The organism is Neobacillus drentensis, from assembly GCF_036966985.1.
GTDB lineage: Bacteria > Bacillota > Bacilli > Bacillales > Cytobacillaceae > Neobacillus > Neobacillus drentensis_E.
The window spans coordinates 1-17,227 of sequence record NZ_JBALSN010000063.1 but is presented as its reverse complement, the minus strand read 5'-3'; the positions used below and the strand labels follow the sequence as shown (position 1 = coordinate 17,227).

The 17,227-nt window shown below is 42.9% G+C and carries 15 protein-coding genes and 1 pseudogene; 15 read left to right on the top strand and 1 reads right to left on the bottom strand.

Annotated features, from left to right (window positions below):
• The 14 genes and pseudogenes from V7659_RS04530 to acnA form a co-directional block, all read left to right on the top strand.
• Positions 1 to 223: pseudogene (locus V7659_RS04530) on the top strand (CapA family protein); the annotation flags it as partial.
• A 27-nt stretch (positions 224 to 250) separates the two neighbouring features.
• Positions 251 to 1,444 (top strand): CaiB/BaiF CoA transferase family protein, encoded by a 1,194-nt coding sequence (locus V7659_RS04525; RefSeq protein WP_335538392.1) that lies wholly within the window; start codon positions 251 to 253, stop codon positions 1,442 to 1,444.
• 11 nt (positions 1,445 to 1,455) lie between these two features.
• Complete coding sequence (locus V7659_RS04520) at positions 1,456 to 1,995, top strand: hypothetical protein (RefSeq protein WP_335538391.1); 540 nt, start codon at positions 1,456 to 1,458, stop codon at positions 1,993 to 1,995.
• Positions 1,949 to 2,404, top strand: a complete 456-nt coding sequence (locus V7659_RS04515) for a hypothetical protein (protein WP_335538390.1) — start codon at positions 1,949 to 1,951, stop codon at positions 2,402 to 2,404. The genes V7659_RS04520 and V7659_RS04515 overlap by 47 nt, the downstream gene beginning before the upstream one ends.
• Positions 2,405 to 2,449: 45 nt before the next feature.
• On the top strand, positions 2,450 to 3,610 hold the full coding sequence (locus tag V7659_RS04510; RefSeq protein ID WP_335538389.1) for an acyl-CoA dehydrogenase family protein: 1,161 nt from the start codon (positions 2,450 to 2,452) through the stop codon (positions 3,608 to 3,610).
• A gap of 30 nt (positions 3,611 to 3,640) precedes the next feature.
• Positions 3,641 to 4,447 (top strand): enoyl-CoA hydratase/isomerase family protein, encoded by an 807-nt coding sequence (locus V7659_RS04505; RefSeq protein WP_335538387.1) that lies wholly within the window; start codon positions 3,641 to 3,643, stop codon positions 4,445 to 4,447.
• Positions 4,413 to 5,876, top strand: a complete 1,464-nt coding sequence (locus V7659_RS04500) for an MmgE/PrpD family protein (RefSeq protein WP_335538385.1) — start codon at positions 4,413 to 4,415, stop codon at positions 5,874 to 5,876. The genes V7659_RS04505 and V7659_RS04500 overlap by 35 nt, the downstream gene beginning before the upstream one ends.
• 35 nt (positions 5,877 to 5,911) lie before the next feature.
• Positions 5,912 to 6,745: a fumarylacetoacetate hydrolase family protein gene (locus V7659_RS04495; RefSeq protein ID WP_335538383.1), complete on the top strand. Its 834-nt coding sequence runs from the start codon at positions 5,912 to 5,914 to the stop codon at positions 6,743 to 6,745.
• Positions 6,746 to 6,782: 37 nt separating this feature from the next.
• Positions 6,783 to 6,974: an aspartyl-phosphate phosphatase Spo0E family protein gene (locus V7659_RS04490; RefSeq protein ID WP_335538381.1), complete on the top strand. Its 192-nt coding sequence runs from the start codon at positions 6,783 to 6,785 to the stop codon at positions 6,972 to 6,974.
• Between the two features lie 127 nt (positions 6,975 to 7,101).
• Entirely contained in the window at positions 7,102 to 8,241 is a 1,140-nt protein-coding gene (locus V7659_RS04485; protein ID WP_335538379.1) for a cupin domain-containing protein, read from the top strand.
• Between the two features lie 33 nt (positions 8,242 to 8,274).
• The gene (locus V7659_RS04480; protein WP_335538377.1) at positions 8,275 to 9,462 is read left to right on the top strand and encodes an FAD-dependent oxidoreductase; all 1,188 of its coding nucleotides are present in this window, start codon (positions 8,275 to 8,277) and stop codon (positions 9,460 to 9,462) included.
• 135 nt (positions 9,463 to 9,597) lie between these two features.
• Positions 9,598 to 10,809 (top strand): CaiB/BaiF CoA transferase family protein, encoded by a 1,212-nt coding sequence (locus V7659_RS04475; RefSeq protein ID WP_335538376.1) that lies wholly within the window; start codon positions 9,598 to 9,600, stop codon positions 10,807 to 10,809.
• A 14-nt stretch (positions 10,810 to 10,823) separates the two neighbouring features.
• Entirely contained in the window at positions 10,824 to 11,765 is a 942-nt protein-coding gene (locus V7659_RS04470; RefSeq protein WP_335538375.1) for a hydroxymethylglutaryl-CoA lyase, read from the top strand.
• A 24-nt stretch (positions 11,766 to 11,789) separates the two neighbouring features.
• Entirely contained in the window at positions 11,790 to 14,420 is a 2,631-nt protein-coding gene (acnA, locus tag V7659_RS04465; RefSeq protein ID WP_335538373.1) for an aconitate hydratase AcnA, read from the top strand.
• Positions 14,421 to 14,498: 78 nt separating this feature from the next.
• On the opposite strand, the gene V7659_RS04460 is transcribed toward acnA, so the two are convergent.
• Positions 14,499 to 15,515, bottom strand: a complete 1,017-nt coding sequence (locus V7659_RS04460) for a hypothetical protein (protein ID WP_335538371.1) — start codon at positions 15,513 to 15,515, stop codon at positions 14,499 to 14,501.
• Between the two features lie 420 nt (positions 15,516 to 15,935).
• Here V7659_RS04460 and V7659_RS04455 point away from each other — a divergent pair, with 420 nt between their 5' ends.
• On the top strand, positions 15,936 to 16,967 hold the full coding sequence (locus V7659_RS04455) for a LacI family DNA-binding transcriptional regulator (RefSeq protein WP_335538369.1): 1,032 nt from the start codon (positions 15,936 to 15,938) through the stop codon (positions 16,965 to 16,967).
• Positions 16,968 to 17,227: the final 260 nt, after the last annotated feature.

Here is a 17,227-nt window from a genome sequence, read left to right as displayed (position 1 = left end):
GGCTGGTGCTGATATCATTATCGGTGCACACCCGCACGTTCTTGAGCCGATGGAAGTCTATAACGGAACAGCGATCTTCTATAGCTTGGGGAACTTTATTTTTGACCAAGGCTGGTCAAGAACACGTGATTCTGCCATTGTTCAGTATCATCTGAATGAAGATGGAAAAGCGACATTTGAAGTGGTTCCAATGTTGACTGAAGAGTTCAATAAGGTTCCAGTATAAAGAAAAGAGAGAGGGGAAACGAACATGGCTAATATTCTTTCGGGTCTTACAGTCATTGATGTAACGCAAAACGTTGCGGGCCCGTTTTGTTCACAAATGTTAGGCGATTTAGGAGCGACGGTCATCAAGATTGAACGTCCGGGACATGGAGATGATACAAGGCATTGGCATCCGCCATTATGGGGAGGGGAATCTTCCACCTTCCTGGCGTTAAATCGTAATAAGAAAAGCCTTTGTGTCGATCTAAATCATCCAGATGGGCAGAAAATTGTCCATCAATTATGCGAGACTGCAGACATCTTTATCCATAGCCTGAAGCCTGGAAGCGAAGAATCTCGCGGACTAGGCTATGAGCAATTATCTGAAATCAATCCTTCATTAATATATGCGGCGATTAGTGCGTTCGGAGATAAGGGGAAAATGAAAAACAAACCAGGCTACGACCCACTTATTCAGGCATACAGCGGCATAATGAGTTTGACAGGAAATGAGGGTGACGACCCAGCGCGCGTCGGCGTTTCGATTGTGGATATGGCAACAGGCATGTGGTCTTTGATTGGTATACTAAGTGCCCTTCACCAACGCAACGAAACCGGCAAAGGCTGCAAGGTGGCAAACAGTCTGTTAGAAACGGGAATTGCATGGGTTACCTTACAGCTTTCTACGTACATGGCGTCTGGAAATCTTCCGAAGAAGATGGGAACGGGAATGGCGACGACAGCACCTTATGAAGCTTTTAAAACCAAAGGGGACCAATGGGCGATTATCGCTGCGGGAAACAATCGACTGTTTAAAAATTTATGTGCGGCGCTTGAAATGCCAGAGCTAGTCGAGGATCCTCGATTTGAATCCAATTCGACCAGGGTCCAAAACCGTAAAGAGCTTCATCGGATTATAGAAGAAGTCACCATAGGATATGAAGTGGACGACCTCGTAAACTTAATGGCGGAATACAATGTACCAAGTTGTCCAATCAATACATTGGATCGGGTGCTCCGCGATGAACAAGTGAATGCGCTCGCAATGATTAAACCAGTTGAAGATTTTAGGGTTTCTGATTTCCGAATGGTCGATCTTCCATTCCGAATCAATGAAGAACGAGGCAATCTTCAATCATTACCTCCACTGCTAGGGGAGCATACGGATGAAATTCTTAACTCATTAAATTATTCAAAAGAAATATTGGAGCAGCTCAAGAGTAAGAGCATCGTTGGTTAGGAGGTAAGACCATGACATTACCCCAACACGTTGAATTATATGAGGTAGGGCCAAGGGAAGGCTTTCAATCGGAAGCAAGCAAGATTCCCACAGAGGATAAGATTGTCTTCGTTAACTCATTGAGCCAGACTGGACTCAAAAACATTGAGGTTACATCTTTTGTCAGTCCGAAGTGGGTACCGCAGATGGCAGATGCGGAAATGGTGTTAGCAAAGATTGAGAGAGTGCAAGGGGTGGCTTATCGAGCAGCATATCTGAATTTGAAAGGGCTGGAGCGAGCGCTAGCCAATAACGTTACATTGGACGGGAGTCTTGTTCTATCTGCAAGTGATGCCTTTTCGAGGCGGAATATGAATAAATCGACCAGTGAAATGCTGAAAGCGTTGCCAGAATGGATTGAGGCCTATCAGGCAGCAGGAATTCCTGTGAAACAGATGGGATTTATGGCATCCTTTGGCTGCAACTTTGAAGGCTACATATATTTNNATGGGCAAGGTCATTTCCTTGGCAGAAAGCTATGGAGAACGGATTCAGAAAGTCAAATTAGCTGATACGATGGGCTGGGCCAACCCGGAACAGATTAAGCGAACGGTTCGTGCCATTCAGGATAAATGGCCGGAAATTAATATACATTTGCATCTGCATGATACACGCGGACAGGGTCTCGCTAACGTATACGCTGCGCTACAGGAAGGCCTGTGGGAATTCGATACGTCGGTTGCAGGACTCGGAGTATGTCCATTTGCTGCAGTGAAAGGGGCACCAGGAAACATTTCTACAGAGGATGTTGCATTTTTGTGCGAAGAAATGGGCATTGATACCGGACTTAACCTGGAAGCTTTAGTCGAATGTTCCAAGAAGGCTGAACAAATTGTAGGGCGGGAGCTCCCTGGGCATTTGTCCAAGGGCGGGGTTCTTTCAGGAATTAGACCACAAACCTGGATGCAGGTACAAGGATGATAAATTAATAGAAAAAAATAATCATAGAACATGGAGGAATTAAAGATGGATTTTGAATTTTCTGACTTACAAAATGATATTCGCGCCGGTGTGAGAGAGGTTTGTTCCCGGTTTGATTTAGATTATTGGAGACAATCCCATGAGGATCATACCTATCCGACAGAATTTGTAAAAGCAATGAGTAATGCAGGTTGGTTAGGTGCATTGATTCCGGAAGAGTATGGTGGCTCAGGGTTAGGTTTTACAGAGGGAGCCATAATCTTAGAAGAAGTCAACCTATCTGGCGGAAACTCTAACCAGGTTCACGCTCAAATGTATACGATGGGTGCACTTCTTAGACACGGCAGTGAGGAACAAAAGCGCAAATACTTGCCGCAAATTGCAAACGGTTCCTTAAGACTGCAAACCTTTGCTGTAACAGAGCCGGATGCTGGTACGGACACAACTAAAATTAAAACATTTGCTGAGAAAAAGGGAGACCGTTACATTATTAACGGCCAAAAAATCTTCATTTCCCGCTTCAATAACACAGATTTGATGCTGCTTCTTGCTCGTACAACACCACTTGACAAAGTAGAAAAGAGAACACATGGAATCAGCTTGTTCCTGATTGACACCCGTGAAGTTGGAAACGGCATTGAATCAACGAAAATTTCTACGATGCTAGGCGGAGACACGAATCAATTGTTCTTCAACGACCTTGAAGTACCTGAGGAATGCTTAATTGGTGAAGAAGGAAGAGGACTTTACTGCGTGATGGATGGAATGGTCGCAGAAAGGATTCTTGTATCTGGTTCCGCGCTTGGTAATGGTAAGTGGTTTATTGACCAGGCTGTCAAGTATGCGAACGAGCGTGTTGTATTCAACCGTCCAATCGGGCAAAACCAAGGCATCCAATTCCCGATTGCGCAGGCGTATATGGAGCTTCAAGCTGCGGAGGCGCTTATGTATAAAGCCGCAACTAAATTCGATAACAATCTTCAGGCTGGTGCAGAAGCAAATATGGCGAAGTACCTGTGCTCTGAGGCTGCTTATCATGCGGCTGAAGCGTGTATGCAAACGCACGGCGGCTATGCTGCAGCAAACGAGTACCACATCAACCGCAAGTGGATGCAAGCAAGAATGATGAAGATTGCTCCAATCTCTTCGAATCTGATTTTAAGCTATGTAGGTCAGCACGTATTGAAAATGCCAAGATCATATTAAGTAGAAGTCAAGGAAAGGAGGGCAAATGCTGTGAGTATAGTGCAAGAATCCTATGAAATGTTGAAGGTTAAATATAAGGGTGAAAATAATGAAATTATGGTTGTCACGCTAAATAGACCTGAAGTAATGAATGCGATGAATACGAAAATGCTCGAGGAAAGGCTAAGGCTTTTCCGAGAACAGGCGTATAACGAAGATTTAAGATGTGTTGTTATTACCGGAGCAGGAGAGAGAGCGTTCAGCACCGGAGGCGATTTAAAGGAACGCAACGGAATGAGCGATGGCACGTGGAAACGACAGCATCATATCATTGAGGAATTGGTTCTGTTGACTCGGGATTTCCCGGTGCCTGTCATTGCCGCCGTGGAAGGCTATGCGCTTGCCGGAGGATGTGAATTGGCACTTTCAACTGATTTTATCATTGCTTCGGAAACAGCTGTTTTTGGCTTGTCGGAAGCATTAAGAGGAATTTTACCTGGTGGCGGAGGGCTGCAAAATCTGGCTCGAGCAATTGGGGTACGCCGTGCCAAGGAGCTTATCTATACAGGACGAAAAATTGATGCAGCATTAGCATACGAATGGGGTATGGTCAACCGAGTCGTTTCCAAAGGAAAAGCGCTGGAAACTGCATTGGAATTGGCCGAAATGATAGCAAACACCGCCCCAATGGCAGTAAAAGCGGCAAAGGTCTCGATTAACCAAGGATCTGAAACAGACTACCATACTGCCTACGCTCTGGATATTGCAGCATACAACCAGTTGGTGACATCGGAAGACCGGTTAGAGGGAGTGGCAGCATTTAATGAAAAACGTAGACCAAGATGGAAAAACCAATAATTTCATGACAAGGCTCGCTGCCTTTATTACGGAAACATCCTATCATCAGCTTCCAGAAGAAATGGTGGAATTAGCAAAGAGGGCCATTATTGATACGATAGGAGTAGCTTTAGCAGGATGGAATGAACCTGCCGTAGAAAGGGCTAAAAAGGTATATGTCTCGCAGGGGAGCGTGCAGGGTGGTGTCTCCTCTCTTTGGGGGGAGCCCGTGAAAGTTGATTGCGATAAAGCAGCCATCATTAATGGGACGGCTTCCCATGTGTTGGATTATGACGATGCCTCGGTTGGTGTCGTCATCCATCCAAGCGCTCCAATTCTGTCTGCGATAACGCCTCTTGCCGAGAAGCTTAAGAGCTCGGGTAAGGAGGTCATTACGGCCTATAGCATCGGCACGGAAGTCATGATCCGCATTGGGCAGGTCATGGGGATACGGCATTACAATCTCGGCTGGCATGCCACCGATACGTTGGGTACGATTGGAGCGGCGGCTGCTTCCTCATATCTGCTTCATCTCAATGCAGAGCAATGCTCCCATGCCATTGCTATCGCTGCATCGATGACAGGTGGGCTACAGAAGAATTTTGGTTCCATGACCAAGTCGTTGCACGTTGGATTGTCGGCATCACACGGTATTCAGGCGGTAATGCTTGCTGAACAGGGCTTTACTGGGAATCGTGATATTTTTGGAAAACGAGGCTTTTTCATGGCGTTTAGCGGCGGGGCCGATGAAGTGGAGCTACTGAACGCGATGAACTCCATCAGATTCGGCGAGCCTTACGATATATTAGATGGATTATCCGTCAAGAAGTTCCCTTGCTGCTTTGGTACACACCGCTTTATCCAAGGTGTGCTTGATCTCAAAGAGGCATATCAGCTGAGCTTAGATGCTGTACAGGCAATTGTGCTTCGGGCACAGCCGAGAAGTCTTTTGCCTTTGGTACATTCACGTCCTGTGACAGGATTACAGGGAAAGTTTAGTGCCGAATATACCGTACTTGCAGCGATAGCCGATGGACATGTTAGGTTGAGCAGTTTTGAGGATGAGCAAGTGCAGCGTATTGACATTCAGAATTTGCTACCTACGGTTAAGGTGTTAGAACTGCAGAAGTCGGAGGAAGACAAGCGACTCAATCGAAGATTGCCAGTAGAAATAGAAATTAAGACAAAGAATGGTCAAATGTATGAAAAAGCGCTTCAACACGCACCGGGTTCCAAAGAGTACCCACTGAGCGAGAAAGAGCACCGAGAGAAGTGGATCAGTTGTTTGAGTCATTATGCCCAGTCCTTTCTTGATCATGGCAGCATGGAGCAAGTCGCCCATGAACTATATGATCAAGGTTTACGAATCGACACATTCACATGCTTCAGTGATTGGATAAACGAGATACACAACCAATTGAATGATTATAAACAAAAACAAATGATTTGATTTCAATGTAGGAATCAAATGGAAGGAGTATTTTAATGAAAATTGCATTGTTCAATGAAAATCGCGTTGGTGTTGTCGATGGCAGCAGTGTGATCGATATTACTGAATTAACATCTTGGAACAACCAGGAACCGCAAGCCTCCCTAGTCAAGCTGATGGGAGAATTCGATGCTTTGAAACCCAAAATTAAAGCTGGCCTAGGTTCTTGTCCTGTATATCAAGTATCGGACGTGTCGTTACGTGCCCCTGTCCCAAATCCGAGTAAAATCGTAGCAGCTCCAATCAATTATATCCTGCACAAACAAGAGATGAACACCGCTTCAACGGTGGACGGTCTCGGATTTTTCCTCAAATCGCCTTCTTCGATTATTGGACCTGATGAAACGGTGCTACTGCCGTTCAGAGACCGAAGAGTGGATCATGAAGCGGAAATAGCTTTTGTAGTCGGTAAGGAGGCCAAGGATGTAAAGGCGGAGGATGCGTCTAAGTACATCTTCGGATACCTTGCTTTAATGGACATTACGGTACGCGGTAAGGAAGATCGGCCATGGCGTAAATCCTTTGATACCTTTACTCCAATCGGTCCATGGATTGTGACGGGTGACGAAGTGGAGAATCCGAATCAGCTGCAAATGAATCTGTGGGTTAATGATGAAATCAGACAATCAGCCAACACGAGTGATCTCATTTACGATTGCTATAAATTTTTTGAGGCAGCTTCTAGTGTAATGACGCTTCTTCCTGGGGATATTGTCACGACTGGAACACCGGAAGGAGTTGCTCCGATTACTAAAGGTGATACTGTTCGCATTCACATCGATAGAATCGGTGAATTTTCTGTACAGGTGGACTATAAGCCCGGAATTTGACCATTTTATTTGTATACAGACAGCTAGGAGAATTCATATGGTTTATACAGAACTAGATAAATTAGAACACAGTATCAAGAAACTGAGAAATGAAATGATCCAGTCTGCGGCAGCAACGGGTATAAATAGTCATAGGACAATTTACTATAGTCAGAAATTGGATAAACTCATCATGATTTATCAAAAAGAAACGAGAGAAATGGTGTTTAATAGAAATAAAATTATTTGAATATTAGCACTTTATTTAATTTTATTATCCTTACTTTTTGTTTATATTAATACGATTTTATACGAGTATGAGACAACTGAAATGACTTTATTGTTACTGTACGTTATTACGAAAGTGGGGAAGTAATATGTCTGAACATAAATCAAAACAACAATGGACACCAGAATTGTTGGATTTCCACCAAGAGCTTAAGGATAAGAATATGGGCCCTTTATGGGCTTCCATATTCAGCTCACATCAGCCAAAGCCGCGAGCAGTTCCATATTTGTGGAAAAAAAAGCAAATCCTCGAAGCCTTAGATAAAGCCAAGGAGCTACTCGAGGTAGGGACGGGATCCATTGATCGGCGAGCCGTGTATTTAATCAATCCAGGTATGAAGCATTTGGAGCCACACGGATGGGGCGGGGCAACGCAAACGCTGTATGCTGCCGTTCAAGCGCTTAATCCAGGGGAAATTGCTCCATCTCACAGGCATATGACGTCAGCACTGCGGTTTATTATGGAAGGCCAGGGTGCATCCGGCATTGTTAACGGTGTGAAATATCATTTCGAACCGGGGGACTACGTGATTACGCCGGAGTGGTGCTGGCACGACCATTTAAATGAAGGAAACGAAACGGTACTGTGGATGGACTGTTTAGATATCCCATTCACTTCAGCACTGACAAGTTCATTCTTCGAACTGTATCCGCAGGAGCAGCAGCCGGTTGAGTTTCCTGATGATTACGGCACAAAGCGTTATGCGGGTGGGATGGTAAGGCCGATTTCGGATCGCAAGCCATCACCTGCACCGCTCGGTCGATACACATGGGATTTGACGAAACAAGCATTGGATGGACAGAGTGAATTAGCTCCAGATCCATGCGACGGATTCGCCGTGGAATATATCAATCCATCCACCGGCAAGGACGCAAATGGAAGAGTTGGCGCCAGAATGCAGAAGTTGCCGATTCAATATAGGGGAAAAGCGCATCGCCATATGCACAGCTCGGTATATCATGTGCACAAGGGAAGCGGGTATACGGTGATGAACGGTGTTCGTTTTGAATGGGAAGCAGGCGACTTCTTCGCACTGCCGGCCTGGACATGGCATGAGCATGTGAATACATCTGAAACAGAAGAGGCATTTTTGTTTTCAACGAACGATCTGCCAATTTTGGAGCCTTTTGGCTTTGAACGAGAAGAAGCTTATCCAGAAAATGGCGGTTGCCAGGAGATTCTATCAGTTTTTGAGCCTGAACTCTCAGATGTAATAGCAATAGATTAGTAGAAATAATCTAATTTAATATATGGGGTGATTATGGTGGGAGAAGTTAAAGAGGTTATCGTTGTAGGTGGTGGAATAGGGGGTTTAGCTGCTGCTTACGGAATTGCTAAATTAGGAAAAAAAGTAACACTGCTCGAGCAGGCGCCACAGTTTGGTGAGGTGGGCGCCGGATTGCAGGTAGGTCCGAACGGCTTACGGGCGCTTGATGATTTGGGAGTACTGGATGAAGTCTATAAACTGGCGGTGTTTCCTCGCCGTCATGTGTTCATGGACGCGTTAAGCGGCAAGGAGCTGTCGGCCGTTCAATTTGGAGATTCATTCCGTGAGCGTTTCGGATATCCGTACATTGTTATCCATCGTTCTGATTTGCATAGTGTTTTGCTGAAGGCTTGTCAATCTTTAGATAATGTTTCATTCTTAACCAATCATAAATTAGAATCCGTTGAAGAATCCGATGATTATGTAGAATTACGTTGTGAAAACGGAGCGGTACTGAATGCGGAAACAGTCATCGGTGCGGATGGTATCCGTTCGATCGCACGTAAACTAGTAAGTCAAGCAGATCCAGTTATCTCTCAGTATGTGGCATATCGCTTTACTGTTCCGATGTCGGAAATGACGATTGATATCGATTGGGACGAGAAATTAACGTGGATTGGACCTGGCATTCACTTGGTACAGTATCCGGTGCGTCATAAGAGTGTTATAAACCAAGTAGCGGTATTCAAAAGCTACAATTATAATGAGAACTCCGATGATTGGGGGACTGTGGAGGAACTCCATCAGATGTTTGGCGATAGTTGTTCGACCATTAATGAATCACTGAAGTTTGCAGAACGTGGTTTGGTCACAAAGCTGTTTGATATCGAACCACTGGAAAAATGGTCAACCAATCGCGTGACGCTGCTAGGAGATAGCGCTCATGCGATGCTGCAATATCTTGCACAAGGGGCTTGTCAAGCGCTTGAAGATGCAGTTTGTTTAACAGAAAAAATACGTGCGAACGGTTCAAATATAGCAAAAGCATTGGACGAATACCAAAGAGATCGCATTCCAAGAACGGCACAGGTGCAGCGTGGAGCACGGACTTGGGGAGAAATCAAGCATGCAGAAGATTCGGTTACAAGACTTCTGCGTAATACCATTATGCTGAACCGTTCAGCAGACGATTACAACTATTTAGATTGGCTTTACAAAGAGAGAGCGCTTACTACTGTTTAAAAATAAATAGGTAGGTTCTAATTCTAGTATTTAATAGGCTATATTCCTTTATACATTCATGGATATAGCCTTTACGTATACCTTTTTTGAAGAGAAATCATTTTATTTTATATAAATTCAAGGGCGTGATCATACATGAAATTTAATAAATCGAAAGGTCCCTTAGATGGTATCCGTATTCTCGATTTGTCAACCGTTATTGCGGCTCCCTATGGTGCTACACTTCTTGGTGATTTTGGTGCAGAAGTCATTAAAATTGAAATGCCCGATGTCGGTGACCCACTGCGTAATCTAGGACCCTATTATAAAGGAGAAGGATTAAGATGGCCTGGTATGGCTCGTAATAAGAAATCAATTACGTTGGATTTGCACCAAGAAGAGGGCAAGGAAATACTAAGAAAACTGGTAAGCAAATCTGATATGGTCATTGAAAACTTCAGAACCGGAACATTGGAAAAATGGGGGATTGGCTATGAGGATCTGAGAAAAATCAATCCTGATTTAGTCATGATCAGGGTAACAGGTTATGGACAGACCGGCCCATATTCACACAAAGCAGGTTTCGGCACACCCGCCACAGCCTTCAGCGGTTTTACGTATTTGCATGGATACCCTGATCGCCCGCCAATCAGCCCTTCTTTTTCCTTAACTGATTATATTACAGGGATTTATGTCGCTTTTGCTGCGGTTACAGCCTTGTATCACAGGGATTGTCAGGAGCAAGGGTCAGGTCAATACGTAGATGTCAGCTTATATGAATCAATGTTCAGAATGATGGAATTTTTGGTCACGGACTATGATCAGACTGGCACCATCAAAGAGAGATCACCGGGATTGAGCGGTCATTCAGCACCTGCGGGGAATTTTCTGACCAAGGATGGACAGTGGGTGATTTTGGTTACGAGCTCCGACAAGACCTTTGAGCGTTTGGCAAAAGCCATGAATCGGGAAGATATGCTGACGGATGAACGCTATCATACCAACTCGGTCCGTTTGACGCGATTTGATGAAGTCAATGGGATTGTCTCCGATTGGGTGAAAACGAAAACAAAGGATGAACTGCAGCATCTCCTAGACGAATGCGGTGTACCGATGAGTCAAATCTACAGCATCAAGGATATTTTTGAAAATCCTCAGTATCAGGCGAGAGAAAATATTGTTGAAGTCGACCATCCGCGTCTGGGTAAAGTCAAGATCCCAGGCGTTGTTCCAAAATTTTCTGAAACACCGGGTTCCATCAGGCAAATTGCTCCGGATTTAGGCGAGCATAATGATGAAATTCTAAAAAAACTCTTGGAGCTGGACGAAGGAACCATTGCTAGTTTAAAAGAGAAAAAAGTGATATAAAGGAGTGTTCGAACTTGGCGAGTAATAGAGAGATTATAATTACTGAGGTTTGTCCAAGGGACGGGTTTCAAAGCGTCAGTGAATGGATTCCAACGGAAGAAAAAGTCAGAATTATTAATCAACTGATTGATTGCGGCCACAAACAAATTGAGGTTACTTCTTTTGTTCATCCCAAAGCGATTCCGCAATTGAAAGATGCGGATGAAGTGTTGAAAAGAATCAAACGCTCGGAACATGTGAAGCTGAGGGCGCTGGTTCCAAATACCCGCGGTTTGGAAAGAGCCATTGTAGCTGGCGTAGACAAGGTGAAGCTGATGCTGTCTGCTTCAGATTCCCATAGCATAAGCAATGCAAACTGCAAGACGCTAGAGGCTTTTCAGAAGTTTGAACCGCTAATTGATCTAGCAGAAAAAAACGGCATGAAGGTATCGGGGTCGATCTCTGTTGCGTTTGGATGCCCTTATGAAGGTGAAATTCCAGTTGAACGTCTTGTGATGATATGTGAACGGTACCGTTCCTTAGGAATTAAGGAAGTTTCACTTGCGGATACAACGGGTATGGCAAATCCATTGCGAATTAAAAACAATGTTCGTGAATTAATGAGGAGATTTCCGGACTTCACTTTTTCCCTTCATCTTCATAATACAAGAGGCATGGCATTTGCCAATGCCGTGGCCGGATGGGAGGAAGGCATTGTTCATTTTGACAGCTCCACTGGCGGATTGGGAGGCTGTCCTTATGCACCCGGAGCGAGCGGCAATATAGCTTCTGAGGATTTGATTCACGGATTTGAGGAAATGGGAATTCATACCGGTGTTTCATTAAATAGCGTACTGGAGGCGGCAAAGGATATTCAGCAGAGTCTTCCGAAATATGTAGACAGCTTTGTTTTGAAAGCAGGCAAATGTTCGGACTTATCTGTAAGTCCAAAGGCTCAGCAAAAAGTGAAGTTATAGTTAGGGAGAAATGGAGGATTACGAGTGTTTCAGCAAATGTTAAGTACTGCCAATGGATCGGTTACCATTAACAGCCTGCAGTCGTTGGGACAAAGTGGTATTGTGAATGTGGATGACCTGCCATATACGACGAGAATTCTGCTTGAATCGCTCATGCGAAATCAAAGCAGACTCGGGCTTACAGAACTGGGTTTGATCCGGGTAGCTTCAAGAGGCTCCAATGAATCGGTTGAAATTCCGCTTGTGCCCACACGAGTTATTATGCAAGATGCATCGGGTGTTCCGGCTTTAGTCGACTTGGTGTCGCTTCGTCAACGATTGTTGGAGGAAGGAATCGATCCAAGTCACGTAAATCCCGTTATTCCCGTTGATTTGGTTATCGATCATTCGGTTCAAGTTGATTACTATGGATCGGCATCTGCTTTTTCAAACAATCTTCATATAGAATATGAACGAAATCAGGAAAGATACCGGTTTTTAAAATGGGCGCAGCAATCCTTCGCAGGCTTTCGCGTCATCCCACCGGCTAATGGCATCATCCATCAAGTTAATTTGGAATGCTTGACCAAAGTTGTACAATTAACGAATCAAAATGATGAGAGCATCGCTCATCCCGAAATGGTAATCGGTACGGATTCCCATACCACAATGGTAAATGCGTTAGGAGTGTTGGGTTGGGGGGTTGGAGGAATCGAAGCAGAAGCAGCCATGCTAGGTATCCCTGTTAGTATGTCAGTACCCGACGTAGTAGGGGTCAAAATTACTGGGCAGCTGAACGAGGGAGTTACGGCGACGGATGTTGCCTTAACGATAACGGAGCTCCTAAGAAGGCACAATGTCGTGGGTAAATTCGTCGAATTTTTTGGTCCCGGCTTGAAGAGTCTTTCCCTCCCTGATCGGGCGACCATCTCCAATATGGCGCCAGAATATGGGGCAACTTGCGGCTTCTTTCCGGTTGATGAAGAGACGTTAAAATTTTTACGTATAACGGGAAAACAGGATGAGGAAGTCGATCTTGTGGAGCGATATTGTAAAGAACAAGGATTATTCCATATACCCGATTCCAGTGGGAATGGAAAAGCTTACTCAGACTTAATAAGGTTTGATTTACAGACGGTGGAAGCAAGTGTTTCGGGTCCAAGTCGACCGCAAGACAGAATGCCGATTTCTGCGGTGAGACAATCGTTTCCCAAGTCCCTTTCACGAAGCTCGAACGGAATGAATCCTCCGAGTACACAATTGAAGGATGGCTCCATCGTGATTGCTGCTATAACTAGCTGTACGAATACATCAAACCCCTTCAATATGATAGGTGCAGGGCTTTTGGCAAAGAAGGCGGTGGAGTACGGCTTAACCGTACCTAAAACCATTCAGACTTCTTTGGCACCTGGATCAAAGGCGGTTACAGCATATTTGCAAAAAGCAGGATTACTTCCATATTTGGAAAAGCTGGGATTTTATCATGCCGGTTACGGATGTGCAGTATGCGTTGGCAACAGCGGCAAACTGGATGAAGAAGTAGAAAATGCGATTCAGGAGCTTGATTTGACGGTTGCTGCTGTATTAAGCGGAAACCGTAATTTTGAAGGACGAATTCACGCCTTAGTAAAAGCAAACTATTTGGTCTCTCCTCCTTTAGTTATCGCCTTTGCTATCGCAGGCACCATGGATATTGATTTGGAGAGAGAGCCATTGGGCAGATCTGCATTGGGAAAAGAGGTTTATTTGAAGGATATTTGGCCGAATTCCGAGGAAATTGCCAGCCTAGTGGATTCTACAATTTCATCCGATGTATATCGAGAAGCCTATGAAAATGTGTTTGTAGGCGACGAGAAATGGCAGGGTCTAGAATATGATGATCATCCGATTTTTAGGTGGGATGATCGGTCCACATATTTTAAAGCATCTCCTTTCTTCAAAGCGGAGATCAAAGAATACCAGCCAGGAGATATTCACCAAGCAAGAGTCTTGTTAATGCTCGGTGATTCCGTTACTACAGACCATATTTCGCCGGTCGGCTACATTCCTTATGAGAGTACAGCCGGACAATACCTTGTTGAGCAAGACGTGGAACCCGCCAACTTCAATTCTTACGGTTCGCGCCGAGGAAATCATGAGGTACTTGTCAGGGGGACTTTTGCCCATCCAAGGCTAAAGAATAAACTAGTAGAGAAAACAGGCGGTTTAACCCTCTATGTACCTAGTGGGGAAGAAATGGATGTCTATTCCGCATCCATGATCTACCAACAGGAAAATACGCCACTGATCATTATAGCCGGCAAAGACTATGGAATGGGGAGTGCAAGGGATTGGGCTGCTAAAGGTACCTACCTCCTCGGCGTCAAAGCAGTCATCGCGGAAAGTTTTGAACGAATTCACCGCAGTAACTTGGCCATGATGGGGATTGTGCCCCTTCAATTCATGCCTGGAAAAAACTATGAATCGATGAATCTGACTGGTCTAGAGACTTATTCCATTATAGGATTGAACGAGCCGCTCAGTCCGTTCCAAAAAGTAAGGGTGGAGGCCATTAAACCGGATGGCTCAAGGACCATGTTCCAGACAGTGTTGCGTTTGGATACCCGCATGGAGATTGAGCTTTATTTGAAAAAGGGTGTTTTTCAAAGTATCCTAGACCAATGGGAAGAGAGATAAGTAGTTTTTAGCGGCGTAAAATCCAAAATCAAACGCTGCACCTAACAAAAAAAATATTAAAATGAAAAAGCTCCCCAATTAAAATGGAGAGCTTACTTCGTTTTCTTTACCAATTTGTCTTGATAATTGTTTATTAGCTTTTATGAGATCACTAACACAAAGCATTAGTTCAAACATTAGAAGAATGATAACCACCCATACACCCTCATTTAAAATCGTGTCAATCACGAAGGATCCAATAAATAAATGGGTATGGATAAGGGATGTAAAAGTATAAAACATGGCAAAAGTAAAAACTCTACTCCACTGCGTAACATCATAAATAAAGATCGCTTTTTTTAAGCCAAAGTGTTTAATCCGTTTAAAAAGCCTGTAAATTTCAATAGACTCAACCGCAATGAAAATTAGAAGGGCTGCTCTCCATATCCATCTTATGGTATCAATACTAATGATGCCTGTGACTAAACAGGCAATTCCGGAAATAGACAAAGCGCCATGTAATATGCAGTTCGTATTGTTCCAATCCATTTCAATTGACCAAGTATTTTTTATGTATCTAATTAAAATAAAGAAAACACAAACCAAATAAAAACAAAATCCTATGATTAGTAAGGACAGGTTAAAGATGTCCGGAAATTCTTTGAAAACAGTGTTAAGTAAAAGGACGTTCGATTGTGTGCTAACAGTAGTAAGAAGAAGAATTCCATGGACATTCCGATATGATTTTGTCCTAAAAATTTCTATAAAAGTTTTTACACTGACCCCAACATAAATAATCCATAGGGCGATGTTAATAAAAGCAATAATGACCGAAATAAAGCCCCATTGGAAGAATTGTTTAAAAAATAAGATGCCGCTGATAGATGTGCCAGCAACCCATGTGCCAATCCCAAAACGATTGATACGATTGGAATAATGGATGTCTTTAAATTTTCCATCCAGACTGGCAATGATCAAAGAAAGAATAAAGGCAAACCAAAGGGATAGGTTAATAATGCTTAGGATTTTTCCGAAAATGTGTTGGAAGAACTGGAGTCCAAAATAGTTTAATAGAACACCTTGGGTAACAATCCCAATTGCCATAACCATAGCCATGGTTGAAGTTCTAATATAAAGTCTTTTAAAAGTGAAAAATAATATAATACTAACCATGAGGAAAATCAAAATCAATAAATAAACCACATTTATCACCATTACTGTAGTAGTATCTAACAAGTATACCATCTATCAATTTGGAGGTCTTCATATTTGTTCAGACTTGATTGAATAAAAGGAACTTTATACTATTCCTGAGGTGGAAATTGCCTTTACTGTATTTCGTAGAATCTGCCTATTATTTGAATGATAAGAACTTCGAATAATAATATTTTTTGATAGACTATTAGAATCAACCATTTTTTTCATTCATCAAGATGATCTAATTATTAAAATCCTTTTTTCCTATAAGAGTTTCCAGTATGATGAAAATAGGTTTAATCCCCATAAAATCAATTAAGCTCAGATAGGTGATAGCGATTGAAACATAATGTAACAGTATATGATATTGCAAAAGAGGCGGAAGTATCGGTATCGACGGTTTCTCGCGTTTTAAATGGGACAGCACCTGTAAAAGAAAGTACACGAGAAAAAATCATGGCTCTGATTAATAAATACCAATTTCAGCCTAATGCATTAGCCCGAAGCCTTACAAAAAAGGAAACAAAAATGATTGGTGTAATTCTTCCTGATATTACCAACCCCTTTTTCCCCGAAGTTTTTTGGGGGGTGGAAAATGAGGCGAATAGTAAAGGATACACATTTTTCTTATGTAACACTTCTGGCCAACCTGAATTAGAATCTCAAAGTCTAACTATTTTTAGAGAAAAACAAGTCGATGGGATTATTTTTATGGGCGGACGAATCAACCTGTCTAATTGCTCACAAGAACTGGCAAAGGAAGTTGAAGATATCGCCAAAAAGATTCCAATCGTATTGGTCAATGGAAATCTTCCTGATAGCTCCTTACACCGGGTAATCATAAATGAGGGCAAAGGTGCGGAAATGCTGACACAGCATTTAATTGATTTTGGTCATAATGAAATAGCGTTTTTTGGTGGATATAATTTTGTATCAACCACTACCCAAAAGGTCAAAGCGTTTAAAAAGACGATGAAAGCAAATGGATTAAAAGTACCAAATGAATGGATTTTATATGGAGATTTTTCTATGTATGCTGGAAAAAAGATGATGGCTGATCTATTAAAAAGAGAGAAAAGGCCCACTGCCATATTTTGCGTAAATGATGTGACAGCGGTTGGGGCTGTCAAAGTAGCAGTAGAGGCTGGTTTGAAAATTCCTGAAGATATAGCTATCGTAGGCTTTGATGATACGATTCTTGCCAGTACAGTCATTCCCGAACTAACCACGGTCTCACAAAAGAGCCTAGAACTTGGAAAAAATGCGGTGAATGTCCTGCATAAATTAATCAATAATGAAAAGGTAAAAAAAGTCACCGTGATCGAACCTGAACTTGTAATTAGGAATAGTACTTTACGAAAAAATCGCTGACATAAGCAAGTTGGATAAATGATATTGACACATTAAAAATCAGCATGTACTATTTACTTATCGTTTTTTAGAAAATTATGTATATTTAAAAAGTGTACTTAATTTTTTTTGCTTATTAATGAAACCGATTTCATGAAATGGGTTTCATTAATAATAGAGCACTAACTTGAAAGGGGTGGATATTTTATAAAGTTAGTCTTAAGAAAATGAAAGCTGGAAATGGATATTGCATTTGCATTGTTTTGGTACCTCTTAGAATA

Excerpts from the sequence above, each read along its gene's own strand:
- V7659_RS04525 (WP_335538392.1), top strand. The coding sequence starts at position 251 with ATGGCTAATATTCTTTCGGGTCTTACAGTCATTGATGTAACGCAAAAC.
- V7659_RS04510 (WP_335538389.1), top strand. The coding sequence starts at position 2,450 with ATGGATTTTGAATTTTCTGACTTACAAAATGATATTCGCGCCGGTGTG.
- V7659_RS04500 (WP_335538385.1), top strand. The coding sequence starts at position 4,413 with ATGAAAAACGTAGACCAAGATGGAAAAACCAATAATTTCATGACAAGG.
- V7659_RS04495 (WP_335538383.1), top strand. The coding sequence starts at position 5,912 with ATGAAAATTGCATTGTTCAATGAAAATCGCGTTGGTGTTGTCGATGGC.
- V7659_RS04490 (WP_335538381.1), top strand. The coding sequence starts at position 6,783 with ATGGTTTATACAGAACTAGATAAATTAGAACACAGTATCAAGAAACTG.
- V7659_RS04485 (WP_335538379.1), top strand. The coding sequence starts at position 7,102 with ATGTCTGAACATAAATCAAAACAACAATGGACACCAGAATTGTTGGAT.
- V7659_RS04480 (WP_335538377.1), top strand. The coding sequence starts at position 8,275 with ATGGTGGGAGAAGTTAAAGAGGTTATCGTTGTAGGTGGTGGAATAGGG.
- V7659_RS04475 (WP_335538376.1), top strand. The coding sequence starts at position 9,598 with ATGAAATTTAATAAATCGAAAGGTCCCTTAGATGGTATCCGTATTCTC.
- V7659_RS04460 (WP_335538371.1), bottom strand. The coding sequence starts at position 15,515 with ATGGCTATGGTTATGGCAATTGGGATTGTTACCCAAGGTGTTCTATTA.